This is a genomic window from Streptomyces broussonetiae (genome assembly GCF_009796285.1).
GTDB lineage: Bacteria > Actinomycetota > Actinomycetes > Streptomycetales > Streptomycetaceae > Streptomyces > Streptomyces broussonetiae.
The window spans coordinates 2055626-2075988 of sequence record NZ_CP047020.1 but is presented as its reverse complement, the minus strand read 5'-3'; the positions used below and the strand labels follow the sequence as shown (position 1 = coordinate 2075988).

11 protein-coding genes and 2 rRNA genes are annotated in these 20363 nt (G+C 68.0%); 5 read left to right on the top strand and 8 right to left on the bottom strand.

Features of this window, described 5'->3' with window-relative positions:
• Nucleotides 1-107: 107 nt before the first annotated feature.
• From glpK to GQF42_RS09520, 5 genes are all read right to left on the bottom strand, one after another.
• On the bottom strand, nt 108-1628 hold the full coding sequence (gene glpK / locus GQF42_RS09540) for a glycerol kinase GlpK (protein WP_158919209.1): 1521 nt from the start codon (nt 1626-1628) through the stop codon (nt 108-110).
• Between the two features lie 99 nt (nt 1629-1727).
• On the bottom strand, nt 1728-2471 hold the full coding sequence (locus GQF42_RS09535; RefSeq protein WP_158919208.1) for an MIP/aquaporin family protein: 744 nt from the start codon (nt 2469-2471) through the stop codon (nt 1728-1730).
• Between the two features lie 333 nt (nt 2472-2804).
• A complete protein-coding gene (locus GQF42_RS09530) occupies nt 2805-4457 on the bottom strand; it encodes a GGDEF domain-containing protein (protein WP_158919207.1) in 1653 nt (550 codons plus the stop codon).
• A gap of 154 nt (nt 4458-4611) precedes the next feature.
• Complete coding sequence (locus GQF42_RS09525) at nt 4612-5802, bottom strand: lipid-transfer protein (RefSeq protein WP_158919206.1); 1191 nt, start codon at nt 5800-5802, stop codon at nt 4612-4614.
• Entirely contained in the window at nt 5799-6245 is a 447-nt protein-coding gene (locus tag GQF42_RS09520) for a Zn-ribbon domain-containing OB-fold protein (protein WP_158919205.1), read from the bottom strand. Before GQF42_RS09520 ends, GQF42_RS09525 begins: the two co-directional genes overlap by 4 nt.
• 133 nt (nt 6246-6378) lie before the next feature.
• On the opposite strand from GQF42_RS09520, the gene GQF42_RS09515 reads away from it, so the two are divergent.
• Nucleotides 6379-6915: an NUDIX domain-containing protein gene (locus tag GQF42_RS09515; RefSeq protein WP_158919204.1), complete on the top strand. Its 537-nt coding sequence runs from the start codon at nt 6379-6381 to the stop codon at nt 6913-6915.
• A gap of 10 nt (nt 6916-6925) precedes the next feature.
• Here the strand turns inward: GQF42_RS09515 and GQF42_RS09510 are convergent, their stop codons facing one another.
• Nucleotides 6926-9286: a glycoside hydrolase family 31 protein gene (locus tag GQF42_RS09510; RefSeq protein ID WP_199273041.1), complete on the bottom strand. Its 2361-nt coding sequence runs from the start codon at nt 9284-9286 to the stop codon at nt 6926-6928.
• Nucleotides 9287-9500: 214 nt separating this feature from the next.
• Between GQF42_RS09510 and GQF42_RS09505 the strand changes: the two genes are divergently transcribed.
• Complete coding sequence (locus tag GQF42_RS09505; RefSeq protein ID WP_158919203.1) at nt 9501-11477, top strand: acetoacetate--CoA ligase; 1977 nt, start codon at nt 9501-9503, stop codon at nt 11475-11477.
• Nucleotides 11478-11604: 127 nt separating this feature from the next.
• A complete protein-coding gene (locus GQF42_RS09500) occupies nt 11605-12498 on the top strand; it encodes a hypothetical protein (protein WP_158919202.1) in 894 nt (297 codons plus the stop codon).
• A gap of 93 nt (nt 12499-12591) precedes the next feature.
• Here the strand turns inward: GQF42_RS09500 and ptsP are convergent, their stop codons facing one another.
• Nucleotides 12592-14262: a phosphoenolpyruvate--protein phosphotransferase gene (ptsP, locus tag GQF42_RS09495; protein ID WP_158919201.1), complete on the bottom strand. Its 1671-nt coding sequence runs from the start codon at nt 14260-14262 to the stop codon at nt 12592-12594.
• Nucleotides 14263-14340: 78 nt separating this feature from the next.
• Complete coding sequence (locus GQF42_RS09490) at nt 14341-14790, bottom strand: PTS sugar transporter subunit IIA (RefSeq protein ID WP_158919200.1); 450 nt, start codon at nt 14788-14790, stop codon at nt 14341-14343.
• A 562-nt stretch (nt 14791-15352) separates the two neighbouring features.
• Between GQF42_RS09490 and GQF42_RS09485 the strand changes: the two genes are divergently transcribed.
• A 16S ribosomal RNA gene (locus tag GQF42_RS09485) occupies nt 15353-16878 on the top strand.
• Nucleotides 16879-17193: 315 nt separating this feature from the next.
• A 23S ribosomal RNA gene (locus GQF42_RS09480) occupies nt 17194-20297 on the top strand.
• The 16S and 23S rRNA genes sit together here, the layout of an rRNA operon.
• Nucleotides 20298-20363: the final 66 nt, after the last annotated feature.

Genomic DNA, 20363 nt, shown 5'->3' with positions numbered 1-20363 from the left:
CCGCAGTACCTGCCAAAACGGCACGGCCCGTACCCCCGCCGACCGGGGTACGGGCCGTGGTCCGGTGAGAAGCACGCGCGCGTACGGGGACTTCTGGCCCCGTATGTCTACGCCCCGTCCTCCTCCAGCCAGCCGAAGCTCTTCTCCACGGCCCTGCGCCAGTTGCGGTACTCGCGCTCGCGCACCGACGCCTCCATCACGGGCGTCCACTCCGCGTCCTTCTGCCAGTGCGACTTCAGCTGGTCCAGGTCGTTCCAGACGCCCGTTGCCAGACCGGCCGCGTAGGCGGCACCCAGACAGGTCGTCTCCGACACCCGGGGACGGATCACCGGAACGCCGAGGACGTCCGCCTGGTGCTGCATGAGCAGCTTGTTCTTCGTCATGCCGCCGTCGACCTTCAAGGTGCTGATCCGCACCCCGGAGTCCTGGTACATGGCGTCCACGACCTCCCGCGTCTGCCAGCTCGTCGCCTCCAGCACCGCGCGCGCGAGATGCGCCTTCGTGACGTACCGGGTGAGGCCGGTGACGACCCCGCGCGCGTCGGCACGCCAGTACGGCGCGAACAGACCGGAGAACGCGGGCACGATGTAGGCGCCGCCGTTGTCCTCGACGCTCGCCGCCAGTGTCTCGATCTCGTCGGCGCTCCGGATGATCCCGAGCTGGTCGCGGAACCACTGCACCAGCGCGCCCGTTATCGCTATGGACCCCTCCAGGCAGTACACCGGCGCCTCCCCGCCGATCTTGTAGCCCAGGGTCGTGAGCAGCCCGCTCTTGGACGGCACCGGCCGGTTGCCGGTGTTGAGCAGCAGGAAACTGCCGGTGCCGTACGTGTTCTTGGCGCTGCCCACGTCGTAGCAGGCCTGCCCGAACACGGCGGCCTGCTGGTCGCCCAGCGCGGAGGCCACGGGCACCCCGGCGAGCTGTCCGACCGCCGTGCCGTAGACCTCGGCGGAGGACCGGATCTCCGGCAGCATCACCGCGGGGAGGTTCATCGCGGACAGGATGGACGTGTCCCACTGGAGCGTCTCGAGGTTCATGAGCAGGGTGCGCCCCGCGTTCGTGACGTCGGTGACGTGCCGTCCGCCCTCGGTGCCGCCGGTGAGGTTCCAGATCAGCCAGGAGTCGACGGTCCCGAAGGCGATCTCGCCGCGTTCGGCACGCTCCCGCAGACCGGGCACGTGGTCGAGCAGCCAGGCCGCCTTGGGCCCGGAGAAGTAGCTGGCGAGCGGCAGCCCGGTCTGCTCCCGGAAGCGGTCCTGGCCGTACGCTCCGCCGAGTTCGCCGCACAGGGCTGCGGTGCGGGTGTCCTGCCAGACGATGGCATTGTGGACGGGTTTGCCCGTGGCGCGGTCCCACAGGACCGTCGTCTCGCGCTGGTTGGTGATGCCCAGCGCGCTCAACTGGTCGGCGCGCAGCCCGGCCTTGGCGAGCGCTCCTGCCACCACGGCCTGCACCTTGGCCCAGATCTCCGTCGCGTCGTGCTCCACCCAGCCCGGTTTGGGGAAGATCTGGCGGTGCTCGCGCTGGTCGACGGCGACGATCGCGCCGCTGTGGTCGAAGACGATGCAGCGGCTGGACGTGGTGCCCTGGTCGATGGCGGCGACGTAGGTGTCGGCGGTGTCCGTCATGGCAGTCCCCTGGGTCGCTGGGTCGGGTCGCTGTGCAAAGGGGCGCGTGAGGGGTGGGAAGAAGGCGGCACGCGAGGCCGCGAGGTGGCGTACGGGCGTTCAGAAGGCCGCGTTGTAGAGGGCGCCGGCGAGCGCTCCGCCGATCAGCGGTCCGAGGACCGGTATCCAGGCGTAACTCCAGTCCGACGTGCCCTTGTTGGGGATCGGGAGGAAGGTGTGCACGATGCGCGGGCCGAGGTCGCGGGCCGGGTTGATGGCGTAACCGGTGGGGCCGCCGAGAGAGAGCCCGATGCCGACCACGAGCAGGGAGACGATCAGTGCGGTCGTGCCGGACTCGCCCAGCCCCTTGGTCAGCCCGAAGGCGAGGACGGGCAGTACCAGCGCCATGGTGGCGATGATCTCGGTGATGAGGTTGGCCACCGGGTTCCTGATCTCCGGAATGGTCGAGAAGATGCCCAGGGTCGGCACCGGACCGTCGGCCTCGGTGCTCTCCTGCGTACGGCCGTTGGCCTGGAACTGGGCGAGATACACCAGATAGGCGAGTACGGCGCCGAGCATCGCGCCCACGATCTGGCCCAGCAGATACACCCAGACCTTGCCCCACTTGCCGGTGTCGATGGCGATGCCGAGGGTGACCGCGGGATTGAGCTGGCCACCGGAGAGGGGAGCGGCGGTGTACGCGCCCGCGAGGACACCGAAACCCCAGCCGAACGCGATGACGACCCAGCCAGCGGCCCGCGCCTTGGAGTGTCTGAGGGTGACGGCGGCACAGACACCGGCACCGAACAGGATCAGGATCGCGGTGCCGATGACCTCGCCGACGAAGATGTCTCCGTTGCTCATGGCGGCTCCCTTGGCGCCGGCCCGGGCGATCAGCCCCGGCCCCGGGTGCAGGACGGTTCCCTTGGCGACTTCGGCCGAAGGCAGGGGGTCCCCGCGCCCCGCCCGGCGTCCGTGACGAGCGTGCCGTCGCAGCCGCATCGCCTGGCAGGGACGGGCCGTGGAGCAGGGCAGACCCGTGGCACAGTGCCTGATAACGCCGAGAATGTACGGCGATGTCGGCCGACACCGGGAAGTGTTCACCGGCGTTCCGGGGGCGTCAAGGTTGCCGACGGCTACGGTGACACCGGCGCACCCGCCGGGCGGATATCTCGACGGCCGTATACGACGGGCCGTTCACCGTCCGGGCTCGACCGCCGCGAACCCGGCCTGCGCCGTGGCCGTCCCCGTGCCGCCGCGCCGGACCTCGTGACCGCGGACACCGGCGCGCCCGAGCACCCAGCTCGCGCCGTGCAACGCCTTGGCCGCCTTCTTCAACGGTGCGAGCTGGGCGGCGGCCTGGCGATGGTCGCCCACGCTGCCCGGCGCGCACACGACGGTCGCGAGGGACAGCGTGACCGGCCGGCCCCCCGCCGACCAGCCCGCGTCGAGCACGGTGGCCACCAGCGGATCGAGCGCCTCCTCGTCGGCCAGCAGCAGGAAGTCGTCCCCGCCGATGTGCCCCACGCGCGCGTGCCCCTCGACCGCCTGTTGCAGAGCCTTGCCGACCGACCGGATCAGATCGTCGCCCGCAGCGAATCCCGCACCGTCGTTGACCTGTTTGAAGTGATCGATGTCCAGCCAGCTCAGCGCGAACGTCCGCCCGCCCGCGATGCACCGGTCCACCTCGCTCGTGATCGCGTCCGAACCGGGCAGCCGGGTCAGCGGATTGAGCCCGGCCGCCTCCTCGACCCGGCTCTCGGACAGCGACCGCACCAGGTCCGCGAGCCGAACGACGCCCACGCACCGGCCCCGTACGTCGACCACCGCCACATCGTCGGAGGTCCGGTCCCGGCCACCGATCGCGACCACGTCCAGCACCTCCCAGGCGGTGGCGTCGACGCCGACCGTGCGGGGCGGGTCACCCAGCTTGAAGGCCGGCCGGTCGGCGTACAGGGCGTGCCCGTACCGGGCGGACATCGACAGCAGGAAACGCGAGCGGTGCACCGACCGCACGGGCCGCCCCGCCTGGTCCACCAGCAGCACACCGGAGACGTCCGGCGACCCGGTCAGCAGCGCCCGCACCTGTCCCGCTGAAGCGGTCACCGGCAGGACGGCGGCGGGGCGCACGAACTCCCGCACCGACGGCCCGGACCGGGGCACGGCCACGACACCGGGCGAGCGGGGCGGAACGTATACGTCCACGGCGGGGATCCGGGCCGGTGGCGCGAACAGCTCGCCCTGGGCCAGCTGCGCACCGGCCGACAGGGCCGACGCGTACTGCAGCTCGGTCTCGACCCCCTCCACGGCGACCAGGGCTCCCAACTCCTCGCACAGCGTACGCATCGCCCGCACCGCGGCGGGCCGGGCCAGCAGCGAGGCGTCGAGCTTGACCAGGTCGGGAGCGAGGTCGGTGAGCAGCCGCAGCGGTACGTCGCCGTCCCCGATGCCGTCCGCGCTGATCCGGAACCCCTGCTCGCGCAGTGCCGCCACGGCCTCCAGCAGGGCCCGGTGGGGCACATGCGTGTACGGCGGTACGACGTCCAGCGTCACCTCCCACGGCAGGCGCCCCGCCGCACGCACGGCGTCGTGCAGCGGGGTGAGGCCGCCGAGGTCGGCGAGCGTGGCCGCGAACACATTCAGGTGCAACGGCAGCAGCGTCTCCTTGCGCGTCGCCGCGCGCAGCGCCAACACCGTGAGCCCGGCGTCGAGTTCGGGATCCCGACGGGCCTCGGCGAGGATGTCACCGGTCTCCGGGCGGGCAAGCGTCTCCAGGGCGGCGACCGCGCCCGTCCTCAGGTTGACCACCGGTTGGAAGGCGAAGCGCAGAGTGTCCGTCCAGGAGTGCACGGGAGCATGATGGCGCTGCCTGGGTACGCCCAGGCGCAGTTCATGAGACATTCACGCAGGATTCCGGGACGATCACACAGCGTGGACAACCTCATGGATCACTCGCTTACCACCGGCACCGGGCCGCGCCTTCCCGCGGCACAGGAGGCTCCGGTCACCGCACCGCGACCACCGACGATCCATGCCCGAACAGCCCCTGGTTGGCGGTGATCCCCACGCGCGCCCCGGCGATCTGACGTTCGCCCGCGGTGCCCCTCAACTGCCAGGTCAGTTCGCAGACCTGGGCGATCGCCTGGGCCGGCACCGCCTCCCCGAAGGAGGCGAGGCCGCCGCTGGCGTTGACGGGTATGCGGCCGCCCGGGGCCGTCGCGCCCTCCCGCAGGAGCTTCGCGCCCTCGCCCTCTCCGCACAGCCGCAGATCCTCGTACCACTGCAGCTCCAGCGCGGTGGACAGGTCGTATACCTCCGCCAGGGACAGATCCTCGGGACCGAGGCCCGCCTCCTCGAAGGCGGCCCGGGCGATGGACGCCCGGAACGTCTCGCCCGTGGGCTCCACCGCGACCGCCGAGTCGGTGGCGATGTCCGGCAGGTCCAGCACCGTGTTCGGGAAGTTCGGGGTCACCGTCGACACCGCCCGGATCCGCACCGGCCGGGCCGCACCGAGTCGGCGCGCGAAGTCCATGCTGGACAGGACCAGGGCCGCGGCACCGTCGGAGGTGGCGCAGATGTCGAGCAGCCGCAGCGGATCGGCGACCACTGCGGAGGCGGCGACCTCCTCGGCGGTGACCCGCTTGCGGTACCGGGCGTACGGGTTGAGCGCGCCCATGGCCGCGTTCTTCACCTTGACCAGCGCGAAGTCCTCCGGTGTGTCCCCGTGCACCGCCATCCGCCGGCGCGCGTACAGCCCGAAGTACGTGGGGTTCGTGGCGCCCAGCAGCCGGAAGCGCAGCCAGTCCGGGTCGTCGGGGCGGTCCCCGCCCGCGGGCCGGAAGAACCCCTTGGGCGCGGCGTCGGCCCCGACCACCAGGACGACGTCCGCGAGCCCCGCGAGTATCTGGGCCCGCGCGGCGGCGATCGCCTGCGCTCCGGACGCGCACGCCGCGTACACACTGGCCACCCTGGCCCCCTGCCAGCCCAGGGCCTTGGCGAACGTCGCGCCCGCCACATACCCGGGATACCCGCCACGCACCGTGTCCGCGCCCACGACCGAGCCGATGTCGCTCCAGCCGACACCGGCGTCCGCGAGCGCCGCGCGGGCCGCCACCGTCCCGTACTCCACGAAGGACCGCCCCCACTTGCCCCACGGGTGCATGCCCGCGCCGAGCACCGCCACGTCCTGCGTCACACCGTCACCCCCGTCGGCCGCCAGTGCCAGGTCGTCCAGGCCGTCTCCGCGTCCTCGTCGAGCACTCCCGGGACGACCTCCACCTCCATGCCCACCGTCAGATCGGCGACGGTGATCCCGGGAGCCGTCTGCCCGAGCACCACTATCCGCTCGGCCTCCAGCTCCACCGCGATCAACGCGTACGGCTCCCACGGAAGTTCCGGATTGCTCACATAGGGTGACGGCGGGCGATACCGGCTGTCCGTGTACGACCAGATACGACCGCTTCGTGACAACGGGACTTCTTCCAGAGGGCCGCCCGTGCAGTGCGGGTTGCGGCAGTGGAGGTCCTCGCGCGGGAAGTGCACCGACGCGCAGGCCGAGCACCGCGTGCCCAGCAGCCGGAAGCCGTCCCCCTCCCCGTCGAACCAGCCGGCGACCGCAGGTGTGCGTGTGTGCGGCAAGGCCCCTCCCAACGGCGAATCTGATGCAGCGTCAGAAGTGTGCCACGGGTGACCGGAAAAGGGCAGGGAGCCTGCGTGAACCGAACCGCGGGTGCCGGAAGACGCCCTTCCTCTGATCGGATACAGTCCGCGCGTGTCCGAAACTCAGCAACCACCTGCCAACTCCGCGCCGGACTCCCACTGTTCGAGCTGCGGAGTGCCCTATGGAGAGGGCGTATCCGGCTGGCCGCGGACCTGCCCGTCCTGCGGGGCCGTCGCCTACCGCAACCCGCTGCCCGTCGCGATCGCACTCCAGCCCGTGTACGACACCGAGGGCACGGCCCTGGTCGTCATCACCCGGACCATCGCCCCCGCGCGCGGAGGCACGGCCCTGCCCGGCGGCTACATCGACGACCGGGAGGACTGGAAACAGGCCGTCGTGCGCGAGCTCAAGGAGGAGACCGGGATCGACGCGGCCGCCCGTGACGTGCGGCTCATGGACGCCATGAGCTCGCCCGACGGTCACCTGCTGCTGTTCGGACTCCTCCCGGAACGCCCGCTCGCCCAACTGCCCCCCTCCGGCCCCACGGACGAGACCGAGGGCTGGCACCTGCTGCGCAGGCCCGAAGAACTCGCCTTTCCCCTGCACACCGTCGCCGTACGGGCCTGGTTCGAGGGGCGGTACGTCTGACCCGCCCGGCTCAGCCGAGCCCCCGCACCCGCACCGGGTAGGGCGGCTCACCCGAACCGTTCTCCCGTTCCCGGGTGACCACCACTCGCCGACCGTGCCGGCGGGCGACGTAGCGTTCCGTCTCCGGTTCGTCCCACCCGTCGCCCGCGTCCGGCACGACCAGGCCCCCTCCGGTCCGGCCCCGCGCGGGCGCCCACACCTCCAGCTCGAGACCTCCGTCGGCGCCCCGCACCGGAAGGACCGCACCCGCGCGCGCGAGCACCGGTATCCGCGACAGCGGCGCGTCCAGGAGCACCTGACCCGGCCCCTCGTACACCTGCTCCGTCACGGTGTCGTACCAGCGGCCCCGCGGCAGCTGCACCGCACGCCGGTCCGCACCCGGCTCCAGCACCGGCGCCACCAGCAGACCGTCCCCGAGCAGAAACGTGTCCTCACAGTCACGCAGCGCCCGGTCCTCCGGAGACCCCCACCACACGGGCCGCACATAGGGCGCTCCGGTCCGCCGGGCCAGATGCGCCAGCGTCACCAGGTACGGCAGCAGCCGCTGCCGTGCCAGCAGCGCCACGCGCGCGTGCTCCAGCACCTCGGCCCCGAACTCCCAGGGCTCCCTGCGCCCCGCCCGCAGACCCGCGTGAGTGCGGAACAGCGGCAGATACGCACCGAGCTGGAACCACCGCAGATACAGCTCCGGCGACGGACTGCCGTCGAAACCCCCCACGTCCGGACCCGAGTACGGCACCCCGCACAGCCCGAGCCCCAGCACCAGCGACAACGACGCCCGCAGCCCCGGCCAGCCGGTCGCCACGTCCCCCGACCAGGTGCCGCCGTAGCGCTGCATCCCCGCCCAGCCCGAGCGCGAGAACAGAAACGGCCGCTCCTCGGGCGCCAGCCTGCGCAGGCCCTCGTAACCCGCGCGGGCCATGCACAGTGCGTACACGTTGTGCGCCTCCCGATGATCGCCGCCACGGCCCTCCAGAGCATGCCGGGCCGACCGTGGCAGGGTCGGTTCCCCGAAGGCGTTGAACGACGTCGGCTCGTTCATGTCGTGCCAGAACCCCGCGAAACCCTGTCCCAGCCGTTCCTCGTAGAGCCCGCCCCACCACGCACGCACACGCGCGTGCGTGAAGTCCGGAAACACCGACTCCCCGGCCCACACCACACCCCGCACCGTTCGCCCGGAGGCGTCCCGCACGAACGCGTCCACCGCCTCGCCGCCGTCGTACACGGCGTTGCCCGGCGCCGCCTTCACGGCCGGATCGACGACCGACACCAGCCGGATCCCGTCCCGGCGCAGCTCCTTCGCCAGCACCGGCAGCTTGGAGAACCGTTCCTGGTCGACGGTGAACACTTGGTGGTCGTCGTAGTGGTCGATGTCCAGGTGCACCGCGTCCAGCGGCAGACCGCGCTCCTGGTAGCCCGCCACGATCCGGCGCACCTCCTGCTCGCTGCCGAAACCCCAGCGCGCGTGATGGTGGCCCAGCGCCCACGCCGGCGGCAGCGCCGGTGCCCCAGTCAGCGAGGCCCACGTGTGCAGCACGCGCGCGGGAGTACCCACCATCACCCAGCAGCGCAGCGGACCGCCGTCCATCCGCACCTCGCAGCGCCCCGCCCGGTCGTGCCCGGACCCCGCGCCCTCCTCGCCCTCCCGCAGCACCACCGTGCCGTCCCAGGTGGTGTCGTGGAACACCAGATGCGTACCGGCGTCGGCCACCACGAGCTGCACCGGCATGGTCAGATACAACGGATCGGTGCCGGGCCCGAACGCCCGGCCAGGATCGGTGTTCCACAGCCGGTACACCCCCTCCCGCAGCCGGGGCCCGGACGCCCGCCCGCCCAGACCGAAGAACCGGGCGTCCGCCGCCACCTCAGAGCGCTGCATCCACCGCGCCGTACCCCCGCCGACCGGCTCCCACCAGCGCGGCGGCAGATCATGCCGCAGCGTCACCCCGCCCGGCGTGCACACGTGCACCGCACCGTGCCGGGAGACGACGACCGTGACGCGCTCGGCGACCACCCGCCAGCCACCGTCCTTGTCCGGCTCCAGCACCGCCCGCGGATCCGGCTCCGGACAGCTCCCCGCAAGCGCGTACGACGGCTCCGGACCCGCCCCGTCCCAGCCCAGGAACACCGCCCCGTTGACCGCGACCGTGATGCGCAGCTCCGACCGGCCGAACCGGATCACACCGCCCCCGGCGCCCGGCTCCACGCCCTCCACCTGACCCGGGACCCGAGCCCGCTCGGCCCCCCGCCGCGGCAGCCCGGCGGCGTCGATCCGCCTCCTGCGCCACGCGGCACGTACGGTACGCCACCCTCGAGCCGCCCTCCCCGCACCGACCGCACTCACCGAACGCACCAGGTCACGACCGTCCATGCTGCTCACCCTGCCACTGTGCGCCCCACACATGCGTGTCGTTCAACTGCCGTTCACCCGTGCTCAGAGCACATCTTCACGACACGGACTATGTGGAGCGAGCCCTGGTGTAGAAGTCGATCACATGGCATCGTCCCTGTCAGCCGCGTCACGCGCACACCCCAGCACGTGCGCGGACAGACGCCCACGACGCGCACAGCCCGGGAGCCGCCCCATGTCGACCGCGAACCCCCAGCCGCTCTGGCAGCCCGATCCCGAACGGATCGCCCAGGCCCGCATCACCGAGTTCCAGGCATGGGCCGCCGAGCACCACGGCGCCCCGGCCGAGGGCGGCTACCCCGCCCTCCACCAGTGGTCCGTCGGCCAGCTCGACACCTTCTGGAAGGCCGTCGCCGAGTGGTTCGGCGTACGGTTCTCGACCCCCTGCACGCGCGTGCTGGGCGACCGCTCGATGCCCGGCGCCCAGTGGTTCCCGGGAGCCAGCCTCAACTACGCCGAACACGCCCTGCGCGCCGCGGCCGACCGCCCCGAAGAACCCGCCCTGATCCACGTCGACGAGACCCACGAACCGCGCCCGGTGACCTGGTCCGCACTGCGCCGCCAGGTCGGCTCCCTCGCCGCCGAACTCCGCACCCTCGGCGTCCGCCCCGGCGACCGGATCAGCGGCTACCTGCCCAACATCCCCGAGGCGGTCGTCGCCCTCCTCGCCACGGCCGCCGTCGGCGCCGTCTGGACCTCCTGCGCCCCCGACTTCGGCGCCCGCAGCGTCCTCGACCGCTTCCAGCAGGTCGAACCCGTCGTCCTGATCACCGTCGACGGCTACCGCTACGGCGGCAAGGAACACGACCGCCGCGAGACCGTCGCCGAACTGCGCCGCGAACTGCCCACCTTGCGCGCCGTCGTCCACATCCCGCTCCTCGGCACCGAGACACCCGAGGGCGCCCTGGACTGGTCGGCGCTCACCGCGGCGGACACCGAGCCGGTCTTCGAGCAGGTGTCCTTCGACCACCCCCTGTGGGTGCTCTACTCCTCCGGCACGACCGGCCTGCCCAAGGCCATCGTCCAGTCCCAGGGCGGCATCCTCGTCGAACACCTCAAGCAGCTCGGCCTGCACTGCGACCTCGGCCCCGAGGACCGTTTCTTCTGGTACACCTCGACCGGCTGGATGATGTGGAACTTCCTCGTCTCCGGCCTCCTCACGGGCACGACGATCGTCCTGTACGACGGCAGCCCCGGCTACCCCGACACCGGCGCCCAGTGGCGCATCGCCGAACGCACCCGGGCCACCCTCTACGGCACCTCCGCCGCCTACGTCATGGCCTGTCGCAAGGCCGGCGTACACCCCGCGCGCGACTACGACCTGGCCACCGTGAAGTGCGTCGCCACCACCGGCTCGCCCCTGCCGCCCGACGGCTTCCGCTGGCTGCACGACGAGTTCGCAGACAGCGGGGCGGCCCTGTGGATCGCCTCCGTCAGCGGCGGCACCGACGTCTGCTCCTGCTTCGCCGGCGCCGTCCCGACCCTCCCCGTGTACACCGGCGAACTCCAGGCCCCCGGCCTCGGCACCGACCTGCAGGCCTGGGACCCGAGCGGCAAGCCCGTCATCGACGAGGTGGGCGAACTGGTCGTCACCAACCCCATGCCCTCCATGCCGATCCGCTTCTGGAACGACCCCGACGGCAGCCGCTACCACGACAGCTACTTCGACACCTACCCCGGCGTCTGGCGCCACGGCGACTGGATCACCGTGACCTCCCGCGGCACCGTGATCATCCACGGACGCTCCGACTCCACCCTCAACCGGCAGGGCGTGCGCATGGGCTCGGCCGACATCTACGAGGTGGTCGAGCGCCTGCCCGAGATCAGGGAGTCCCTCGTCATCGGCGTCGAGCAGCCCGACGGCGGCTACTGGATGCCACTCTTCGTCCACCTCGCACCCGGCGCCGCCCTGGACGAGGCACTCCTGAACCGCATCAAGCAGGCCATCCGCGAACAGCTCTCCCCCCGCCACGTACCCGACGAGATCATCGAGGTGCCCGGCGTCCCGCACACCCTCACCGGCAAGCGCATCGAAGTCCCGGTCAAGCGCCTCCTGCAAGGCACCCCCCTGGAAAAGGCAGTCAACCCGGGATCCATCGACAACCTCGCCCTGCTCGGCTTCTACGAGGAACTCGCCCGCAAACGCGCCTGACCCGACCCCGAGACCACCGGCGCGGACGACCCACCACCCCAGACCCCCGCCCCCCGGCGGCACTCCATTGTCAGTGCCGCCGGTTACGGTGAGTGAGCATTGATCGACCGCGCACTTTGGGGGAAACATGGCGCACACCGACCACCGGACCATGCGACGCGTCCTGCGCCGCGAGATCGCCGGCACCATCGGTCTGCTCACCGACGAACACGACTTCCGCGCCATGCGGCGCTACCGCAGCTTCACCTTCGACGACCACACGGCCTACCTCCAGCAGGTCGAGACCGTCCTCAAGACCCGCGCGGCCCAGGGCAGCCACACCACAATCGCCCTGTTCGACCCCGAGGACTACGCCGCCTACTGCACGGACACCGGCCTCGACCCGGAAGCGGCGACGAGCCGTACCAGGTTCACCGCCGAACTCGCGGCCTCAGGCCCCACCATCCCCTACGACGGCCGGCCTCTCACCGCCCTCGTACCGGCCCTCGTGGACGAAGCCGTACGCCAGGCCACGTGGGAGTACGCCACCACCCTCCTGTCCCGCATCGGCCCCTGCCCCACCTGCGGCGAGGACATCGGCAGGGCCGCCTTCACCCGTGCCTCCGGCCTCCTGGCCCGCATCCTCGACACCGCGCCGCCCGGCGACCGGCACCTCGTGACCAGCGTCTCCGGACCACCGGAGACGCTCGTCTCCGTCCTGCACGCCGACCAGGACGGCCACGGCGACACCCGCCTCGACGAGGCCGAGGCCCTGGAATTCACCAGCGTCCTCGCGCTCGGTCTCGCGACCCGCAGCCCCGGTGGACTCGTCATGCGCACCAGCCGCCCGGAAACCGCGGACCGCATCTACGGCTGGCGACTGCGCGCCGGCGCCCTCGAACCCCTCACCGCCTCCGAAGTGTTCGACGCCTACTGCACCGACGCCGAATCCGGCGACCTCATCTCCCCGGAGTCCGGCGTCGACTACTGCGAGCCCCCCGCCCTCGGAGAGGAGAGCACACCCCCGGGCCACCGGCACTGACCGTCTCCGCCCGCGGGCCGAACGCTCCAGGGGCGCCCCACCCAAGGCGGGACGCCCCTGAACCCGGCACCCCGGGATGCGCCGTCGGTACGGCTACTCGCCGGACAGCACCGCCTGAGCAGCGCTGCGCGCCTCCTCGGCGCTGTCCGCGGCACGCGCGGCCGCCGCGGCCCGCTCGCACTGCGCCAGCGTGTACTTCGCCAGCGTCGCCCGGACGTAAGGAATCGACGCCGCACCCATGGACAGGGAGGTGACGCCCAGACCGGTCAGCACACAGGCCAGCAGCGGATCGGACGCGGCCTCACCACACACACCGCAGCTCTTGCCCTCGGCCTTGGCCGCATCGGCGGACAGCGCGACCAGATCGAGCAGCGCCGGCTGCCACGGGTCCTGCAGACGGGACACTGCGCCCACCTGTCGGTCGGCCGCAAAGGTGTACTGCGCGAGGTCATTGGTCCCCAGCGACAGGAACTCGACCTCCTGCAGGATCGAACGCGCCCGCAGCGCCGCCGACGGGATCTCGACCATCGCGCCGAACTTCGCCCGCAGCCCCGCCTCACGGCAGGCGTCCGCGAACGCCTTCGCGTCCGTGCGGTCCGCCACCATGGGCGCCATGACCTCGAGGTAGACGGGCAACCCCTCGGCGGCCTTCGCCAGCGCGGTCAGCTGCGTACGCAGGACGTCCGGGTGGTCCAGCAGCGTCCGCAGACCCCGCACACCCAGCGCCGGGTTCGGCTCGTCGGAAGGAGTCAGGAAGTCCAGCGGCTTGTCCGCACCCGCGTCCAGCACCCGCACGACCACACGGCCCTCGGGGAACGCCTCCAGCACCTGCCGGTAGGCCTCCAGCTGCTTCTGCTCGGAAGGAGCGTTCTTGCTGTCGTCCAGGAACAGGAACTCGGTACGGAACAGACCGACACCCTCGGCCCCGGCCTCCACCGCCGCCGGTACGTCCGCCGGCCCGCCCACGTTGGCCAGTAGCGGCACCTTGTGACCGTCGGCCGTCGCCCCCGGCCCGGTCGACGCGGCCAGCGCGGCCTTGCGCGCGGCGGCCGCAGCCTCCAGCTCCGCCTTCTTCGCCTCGCCCGGGTTCACGAAGATGTCGCCGGTGCTGCCGTCCACGGCGATCACCGTTCCCTCGGCCAGCTCACCGGCGCCCGGCAGAGCCACGACCGCCGGCACGCCCAGCGCCCGCGCCAGGATCGCGCTGTGGCTGGTCGGCCCGCCCTCCTCGGTCACGAAGCCGAGCACGAGAGAAGGATCCAGCAGCGCGGTGTCGGCCGGGGCAAGGTCCCGCGCCACGAGCACATACGGCTGGTCACTGTCCGGGACACCCGGCATCGGAACGCCCAGCAGGCGGGCGACGATACGGTTCCGCACGTCATCGAGGTCGGCCACGCGACCGGCGAGGTACTCACCGGCACCGGCCAGCAGCTCCCGATACGCCGCGAACGCGTCGTACACGGCACGCTCGGCCGTGCTGCCGACGGCGATCCGACGGTCGACGTCGGCCATCAGCTCGGGGTCCTGGGCCATCATCGCCTGGGCCTCGAGCACGGCCTGGGCCTCGCCCCCCGCCAGATTGCCGCGCGCCATCAGATCGGCGGCGACGGCGTCCACGGCCTGGCGGGCGCGCCCCTGCTCCCGCTCCGCCTCTTCCGCGGGGATCGACTTGACCGGCGGCTCCAGCACCGCCGTGCCCATGTGCCGAACCTCGCCGATGGCCACGCCATGGCTCACGCCCACGCCTTGCAGCGTTGTCTCCATCTCACCCGTCTCCGGTAGTGCGGCGGGTCCCGCCGCCGCGGTGGTTGTCGTGAACGCCGCCCTGGGACGGCACTGCCGTCAGTTCCAGGCGAAGAGGCTGTCGCCGGCCTTCACGTCACCGCTGTCGCGGAGTTCGGAGAGGGACTCGGCCGTGGCTTCGAGCGCGACGACGGGGCAGACGGGGGACTTGCCGGCCGCCTCGACGACCGAGGGGTTCCAGCGCACGACAGCCTGCCCCCGCTGCACGGTGTCGCCCTTGTTGACCAGCAGCTCGAAGCCCTCGCCGTTGAGCTGCACGGTGTCGATGCCCAGGTGGGTGAGAACGCCGTGCCCCTCCGCGTCGACCACGACGAAGGCGTGCGGGTGCAGGGAAACAATGACGCCGTCGACGGGCGACACGGCCTCGGAGGGCTCGCGCACGGGGTCGATGGCGGTACCCGGGCCGACCATGGCCCCGGAGAAAACCGGATCCGGCACATTGGCCAGTCCGATGGCGCGTCCGGCAAGAGGGGACGACACGGTGGTCATGGGAAGCCTCCCAGGAGTGGAGCTGCTTACGGGCCGTCACTACCTGTCCCGGACGGCACTGAGCAGCAGGGTATGTCATAGGAAGTTGGGGTTCCGTATGGAAGCTATCAGCTAGTGGTCTAGACCACCAACCCGGCGGATTTGCACGGCTCTCAAGGCTCCGTGTACAGTCGTACTCCTGCTTGGGGCGGAGCGACGCGAAAGTGTCCCCACTCAGCAGCACCCAAACTCGTCAGATCCTATCTCGGGGTCTCCTTCTGCATGCCTGCAGGGGGTGGTCAGGGAGACGGAAAAACCCTGATAGAGTTTGAAACACCGAAGGGAAGCCCGGAGGAAAGCCCGAGAGGGTGAGTACAAAGGAAGCGACCGTTCCTTGAGAACTCAACAGCGTGCCAAAAGTCAACGCCAGATATGTTGATACCCCGTCCGTCGGAACATTCCGATGGTCGAGGTTCCTTTGAAAAAACACAGCGAGGACGCTGTGAACCATCGGATTATTCCTCCGGTGGTTCCGCTCTCGTGGTGTTGCACCGGCTGAATTAATTTTCCGGCCGAGTAAACATTCACGGAGAGTTTGATCCTGGCTCAGGACGAACGCTGGCGGCGTGCTTAACACATGCAAGTCGAACGATGAAGCCCTTCGGGGTGGATTAGTGGCGAACGGGTGAGTAACACGTGGGCAATCTGCCCTTCACTCTGGGACAAGCCCTGGAAACGGGGTCTAATACCGGATACGAGCCTCCAAGGCATCTTGGAGGTTGGAAAGCTCCGGCGGTGAAGGATGAGCCCGCGGCCTATCAGCTTGTTGGTGAGGTAATGGCTCACCAAGGCGACGACGGGTAGCCGGCCTGAGAGGGCGACCGGCCACACTGGGACTGAGACACGGCCCAGACTCCTACGGGAGGCAGCAGTGGGGAATATTGCACAATGGGCGAAAGCCTGATGCAGCGACGCCGCGTGAGGGATGACGGCCTTCGGGTTGTAAACCTCTTTCAGCAGGGAAGAAGCGAGAGTGACGGTACCTGCAGAAGAAGCGCCGGCTAACTACGTGCCAGCAGCCGCGGTAATACGTAGGGCGCAAGCGTTGTCCGGAATTATTGGGCGTAAAGAGCTCGTAGGCGGCTTGTCACGTCGATTGTGAAAGCTCGGGGCTTAACCCCGAGTCTGCAGTCGATACGGGCTAGCTAGAGTGTGGTAGGGGAGATCGGAATTCCTGGTGTAGCGGTGAAATGCGCAGATATCAGGAGGAACACCGGTGGCGAAGGCGGATCTCTGGGCCATTACTGACGCTGAGGAGCGAAAGCGTGGGGAGCGAACAGGATTAGATACCCTGGTAGTCCACGCCGTAAACGGTGGGAACTAGGTGTTGGCGACATTCCACGTCGTCGGTGCCGCAGCTAACGCATTAAGTTCCCCGCCTGGGGAGTACGGCCGCAAGGCTAAAACTCAAAGGAATTGACGGGGGCCCGCACAAGCGGCGGAGCATGTGGCTTAATTCGACGCAACGCGAAGAACCTTACCAAGGCTTGACATACACCGGAAAGCATTAGAGATAGTGCCCCCCTTGTGGTCGGTGTACAGGTGGTGCATGGCTGTCGTCAGCTCGTGTCGTGAGATGTTGGGTTAAGTCCCGCAACGAGCGCAACCCTTGTTCTGTGTTGCCAGCATGCCCTTCGGGGTGATGGGGACTCACAGGAGACCGCCGGGGTCAACTCGGAGGAAGGTGGGGACGACGTCAAGTCATCATGCCCCTTATGTCTTGGGCTGCACACGTGCTACAATGGCCGGTACAATGAGCTGCGATACCGTGAGGTGGAGCGAATCTCAAAAAGCCGGTCTCAGTTCGGATTGGGGTCTGCAACTCGACCCCATGAAGTCGGAGTCGCTAGTAATCGCAGATCAGCATTGCTGCGGTGAATACGTTCCCGGGCCTTGTACACACCGCCCGTCACGTCACGAAAGTCGGTAACACCCGAAGCCGGTGGCCCAACCCCTTGTGGGAGGGAGCTGTCGAAGGTGGGACTGGCGATTGGGACGAAGTCGTAACAAGGTAGCCGTACCGGAAGGTGCGGCTGGATCACCTCCTTTCTAAGGAGCACTTCTTACCAACTCCGGTTGGTCAGAGGCCAGTACATCGGCGGATGTCCGATGCTGGTTGCTCATGGGTGGAACGTTGACTATTCGGTCCAGACCTCGGGTCGGGGGCTGCTAGTACTGCTCGTCAGAGCGTGGAACGCATGATCTCCGGACGGGAGTGGGCCGGGCACGCTGTTGGGTGTCTGAGGGCACGGCCGTATGGTCTGTCTCTCGGTCGCCGGCCCCAGTGAACTCACCGGTTTGTCTGGTGGGGTGATGGGTGGCTGGTCGTTGTTTGAGAACTGCACAGTGGACGCGAGCATCTGTGGCCAAGTTTTTAAGGGCGCACGGTGGATGCCTTGGCACCAGGAACCGATGAAGGACGTGGGAGGCCACGATAGTCCCCGGGGAGTCGTCAACCAGGCTTTGATCCGGGGGTTTCCGAATGGGGAAACCCGGCAGTCGTCATGGGCTGTCACCCGCTGCTGAACACATAGGCAGTGTGGAGGGAACGAGGGGAAGTGAAACATCTCAGTACCCTCAGGAAGAGAAAACAACCGTGATTCCGGGAGTAGTGGCGAGCGAAACCGGATGAGGCCAAACCGTATGCGTGTGAGACCCGGCAGGGGTTGCGTATACGGGGTTGTGGGATCTCTCTTCTGTTGTCTGCCGGCGACAGGACGAGTCAGAAACCGTTGATGTAGGCGAAGGACATGCGAAAGGTCCGGCGTAGAGGGTAAGACCCCCGTAGTCGAAACATCAGCGGCTCGTTTGAGAGACACCCAAGTAGCACGGGGCCCGAGAAATCCCGTGTGAATCTGGCGGGACCACCCGCTAAGCCTAAATATTCCCTGGTGACCGATAGCGGATAGTACCGTGAGGGAATGGTGAAAAGTACCCCGGGAGGGGAGTGAAATAGTACCTGAAACCGTGTGCCTACAAGCCGTGGGAGCACTTCGGTGTGACTGCGTGCCTTTTGAAGAATGAGCCTGCGAGTTTGCGGTGTGTTGCGAGGTTAACCCGTGTGGGGAAGCCGTAGCGAAAGCGAGTCCGAATAGGGCGTTGGAGTAGCACGCTCAAGACCCGAAGCGGAGTGATCTAGCCATGGGCAGGTTGAAGCGGAGGTAAGACTTCGTGGAGGACCGAACCCACCAGGGTTGAAAACCTGGGGGATGACCTGTGGTTAGGGGTGAAAGGCCAATCAAACTCCGTGATAGCTGGTTCTCCCCGAAATGCATTTAGGTGCAGCGTCGTGTGTTTCTTGCCGGAGGTAGAGCACTGGATAGGCGATGGGCCCTACCGGGTTACTGACCTTAGCCAAACTCCGAATGCCGGTAAGTGAGAGCGCGGCAGTGAGACTGTGGGGGATAAGCTCCATGGTCGAGAGGGAAACAGCCCAGAGCATCGACTAAGGCCCCTAAGCGTACGCTAAGTGGGAAAGGATGTGGAGTCGCACAGACAACCAGGAGGTTGGCTTAGAAGCAGCCACCCTTGAAAGAGTGCGTAATAGCTCACTGGTCTAGTGATTCCGCGCCGACAATGTAGCGGGGCTCAAGCGTACCGCCGAAGTCGTGTCATTGACATATATAGCCCCAACGGGTGTGTTGATGGGTAGGGGAGCGTCGTCTGCCGGGTGAAGCGGCACTGGAAGGTAGTCGTGGACGGTTGACGAGTGAGAATGCAGGCATGAGTAGCGATTCACACGTGAGAAACGTGTGCGCCGATTGACTAAGGGTTCCTGGGTCAAGCTGATCTGCCCAGGGTAAGTCGGGACCTAAGGCGAGGCCGACAGGCGTAGTCGATGGATAACCGGTTGATATTCCGGTACCCGCTGTGAAGCGTCAAACATCGAGCATCGTGATGCTAAGGCCGTGAAGCCGCCCTGATCTCTTCGGAGTTGAGGGGAGTGGTGGAGCCGCCGGACCAAGCGGTTAGTAGGTGAGTGATGGGGTGACGCAGGAAGGTAGTCCATCCCGGGCGGTGGTTGTCCCGGGGTAAGGGTGTAGGCCGGTGTGTAGGCAAATCCGCACACCTTGTGGCTGAGACCTGATGCCGAGCCGATTGTGGTGAAGTGGATGATCCTATGCTGTCGAGAAAAGCCTCTAGCGAGTTTTATGGCGGCCCGTACCCTAAACCGACTCAGGTGGTCAGGTAGAGAATACCGAGGCGTTCGGGTGAACTATGGTTAAGGAACTCGGCAAAATGCCCCCGTAACTTCGGGAGAAGGGGGGCCACGCCTGGTGAGAACACTTGCTGTTCGAGCTGGGGGTGGCCGCAGAGACCAGCGAGAAGCGACTGTTTACTAAAAACACAGGTCCGTGCGAAGCCGTAAGGCGATGTATACGGACTGACGCCTGCCCGGTGCTGGAACGTTAAGGGGACCGGTTAGCTTGGATTCGTCCAGGCGAAGCTGAGAACTTAAGCGCCAGTAAACGGCGGTGGTAACTATAACCATCCTAAGGTAGCGAAATTCCTTGTCGGGTAAGTTCCGACCTGCACGAATGGCGTAACGACTTCTCGACTGTCTCAACCATAGGCCCGGTGAAATTGCACTACGAGTAAAGATGCTCGTTTCGCGCAGCAGGACGGAAAGACCCCGGGACCTTTACTACAGTTTGATATTGGTGTTCGGTTCGGCTTGTGTAGGATAGCTGGGAGACTTTGAAGCAGGCACGCCAGTGTTTGTGGAGTCGTCGTTGAAATACCAGTCTGGTCGTGCTGGATGTCTAACCTGGGTCCGTGATCCGGATCAGGGACAGTGTCTGATGGGTAGTTTAACTGGGGCGGTTGCCTCCTAAAGAGTAACGGAGGCGCCCAAAGGTTCCCTCAGCCTGGTTGGCAATCAGGTGTTGAGTGTAAGTGCACAAGGGAGCTTGACTGTGAGACCGACGGGTCGAGCAGGGACGAAAGTCGGGACTAGTGATCCGGCGGTGGCTTGTGGAAGCGCCGTCGCTCAACGGATAAAAGGTACCCCGGGGATAACAGGCTGATCTTCCCCAAGAGTCCATATCGACGGGATGGTTTGGCACCTCGATGTCGGCTCGTCGCATCCTGGGGCTGGAGTCGGTCCCAAGGGTTGGGCTGTTCGCCCATTAAAGCGGTACGCGAGCTGGGTTTAGAACGTCGTGAGACAGTTCGGTCCCTATCCGCTGTGCGCGTAGGAGTCTTGAGAAGGGCTGTCCCTAGTACGAGAGGACCGGGACGGACGAACCTCTGGTGTGCCAGTTGTTCTGCCAAGGGCATGGCTGGTTGGCTACGTTCGGGAGGGATAACCGCTGAAAGCATCTAAGCGGGAAGCCTGCTTCGAGATGAGGACTCCCACCCACTTGATGGGGTAAGGCTCCCAGTAGACGACTGGGTTGATAGGCCGGATCTGGAAGCCAGGTAACTGGTGGAGGTGACCGGTACTAATAGGCCGAGGGCTTGTCCTCAGTTGCTCGCGTCCACTGTGTTGGTTCTGAAACCACGAACAGCCCCACGTTTCACAGAGCGTGGTG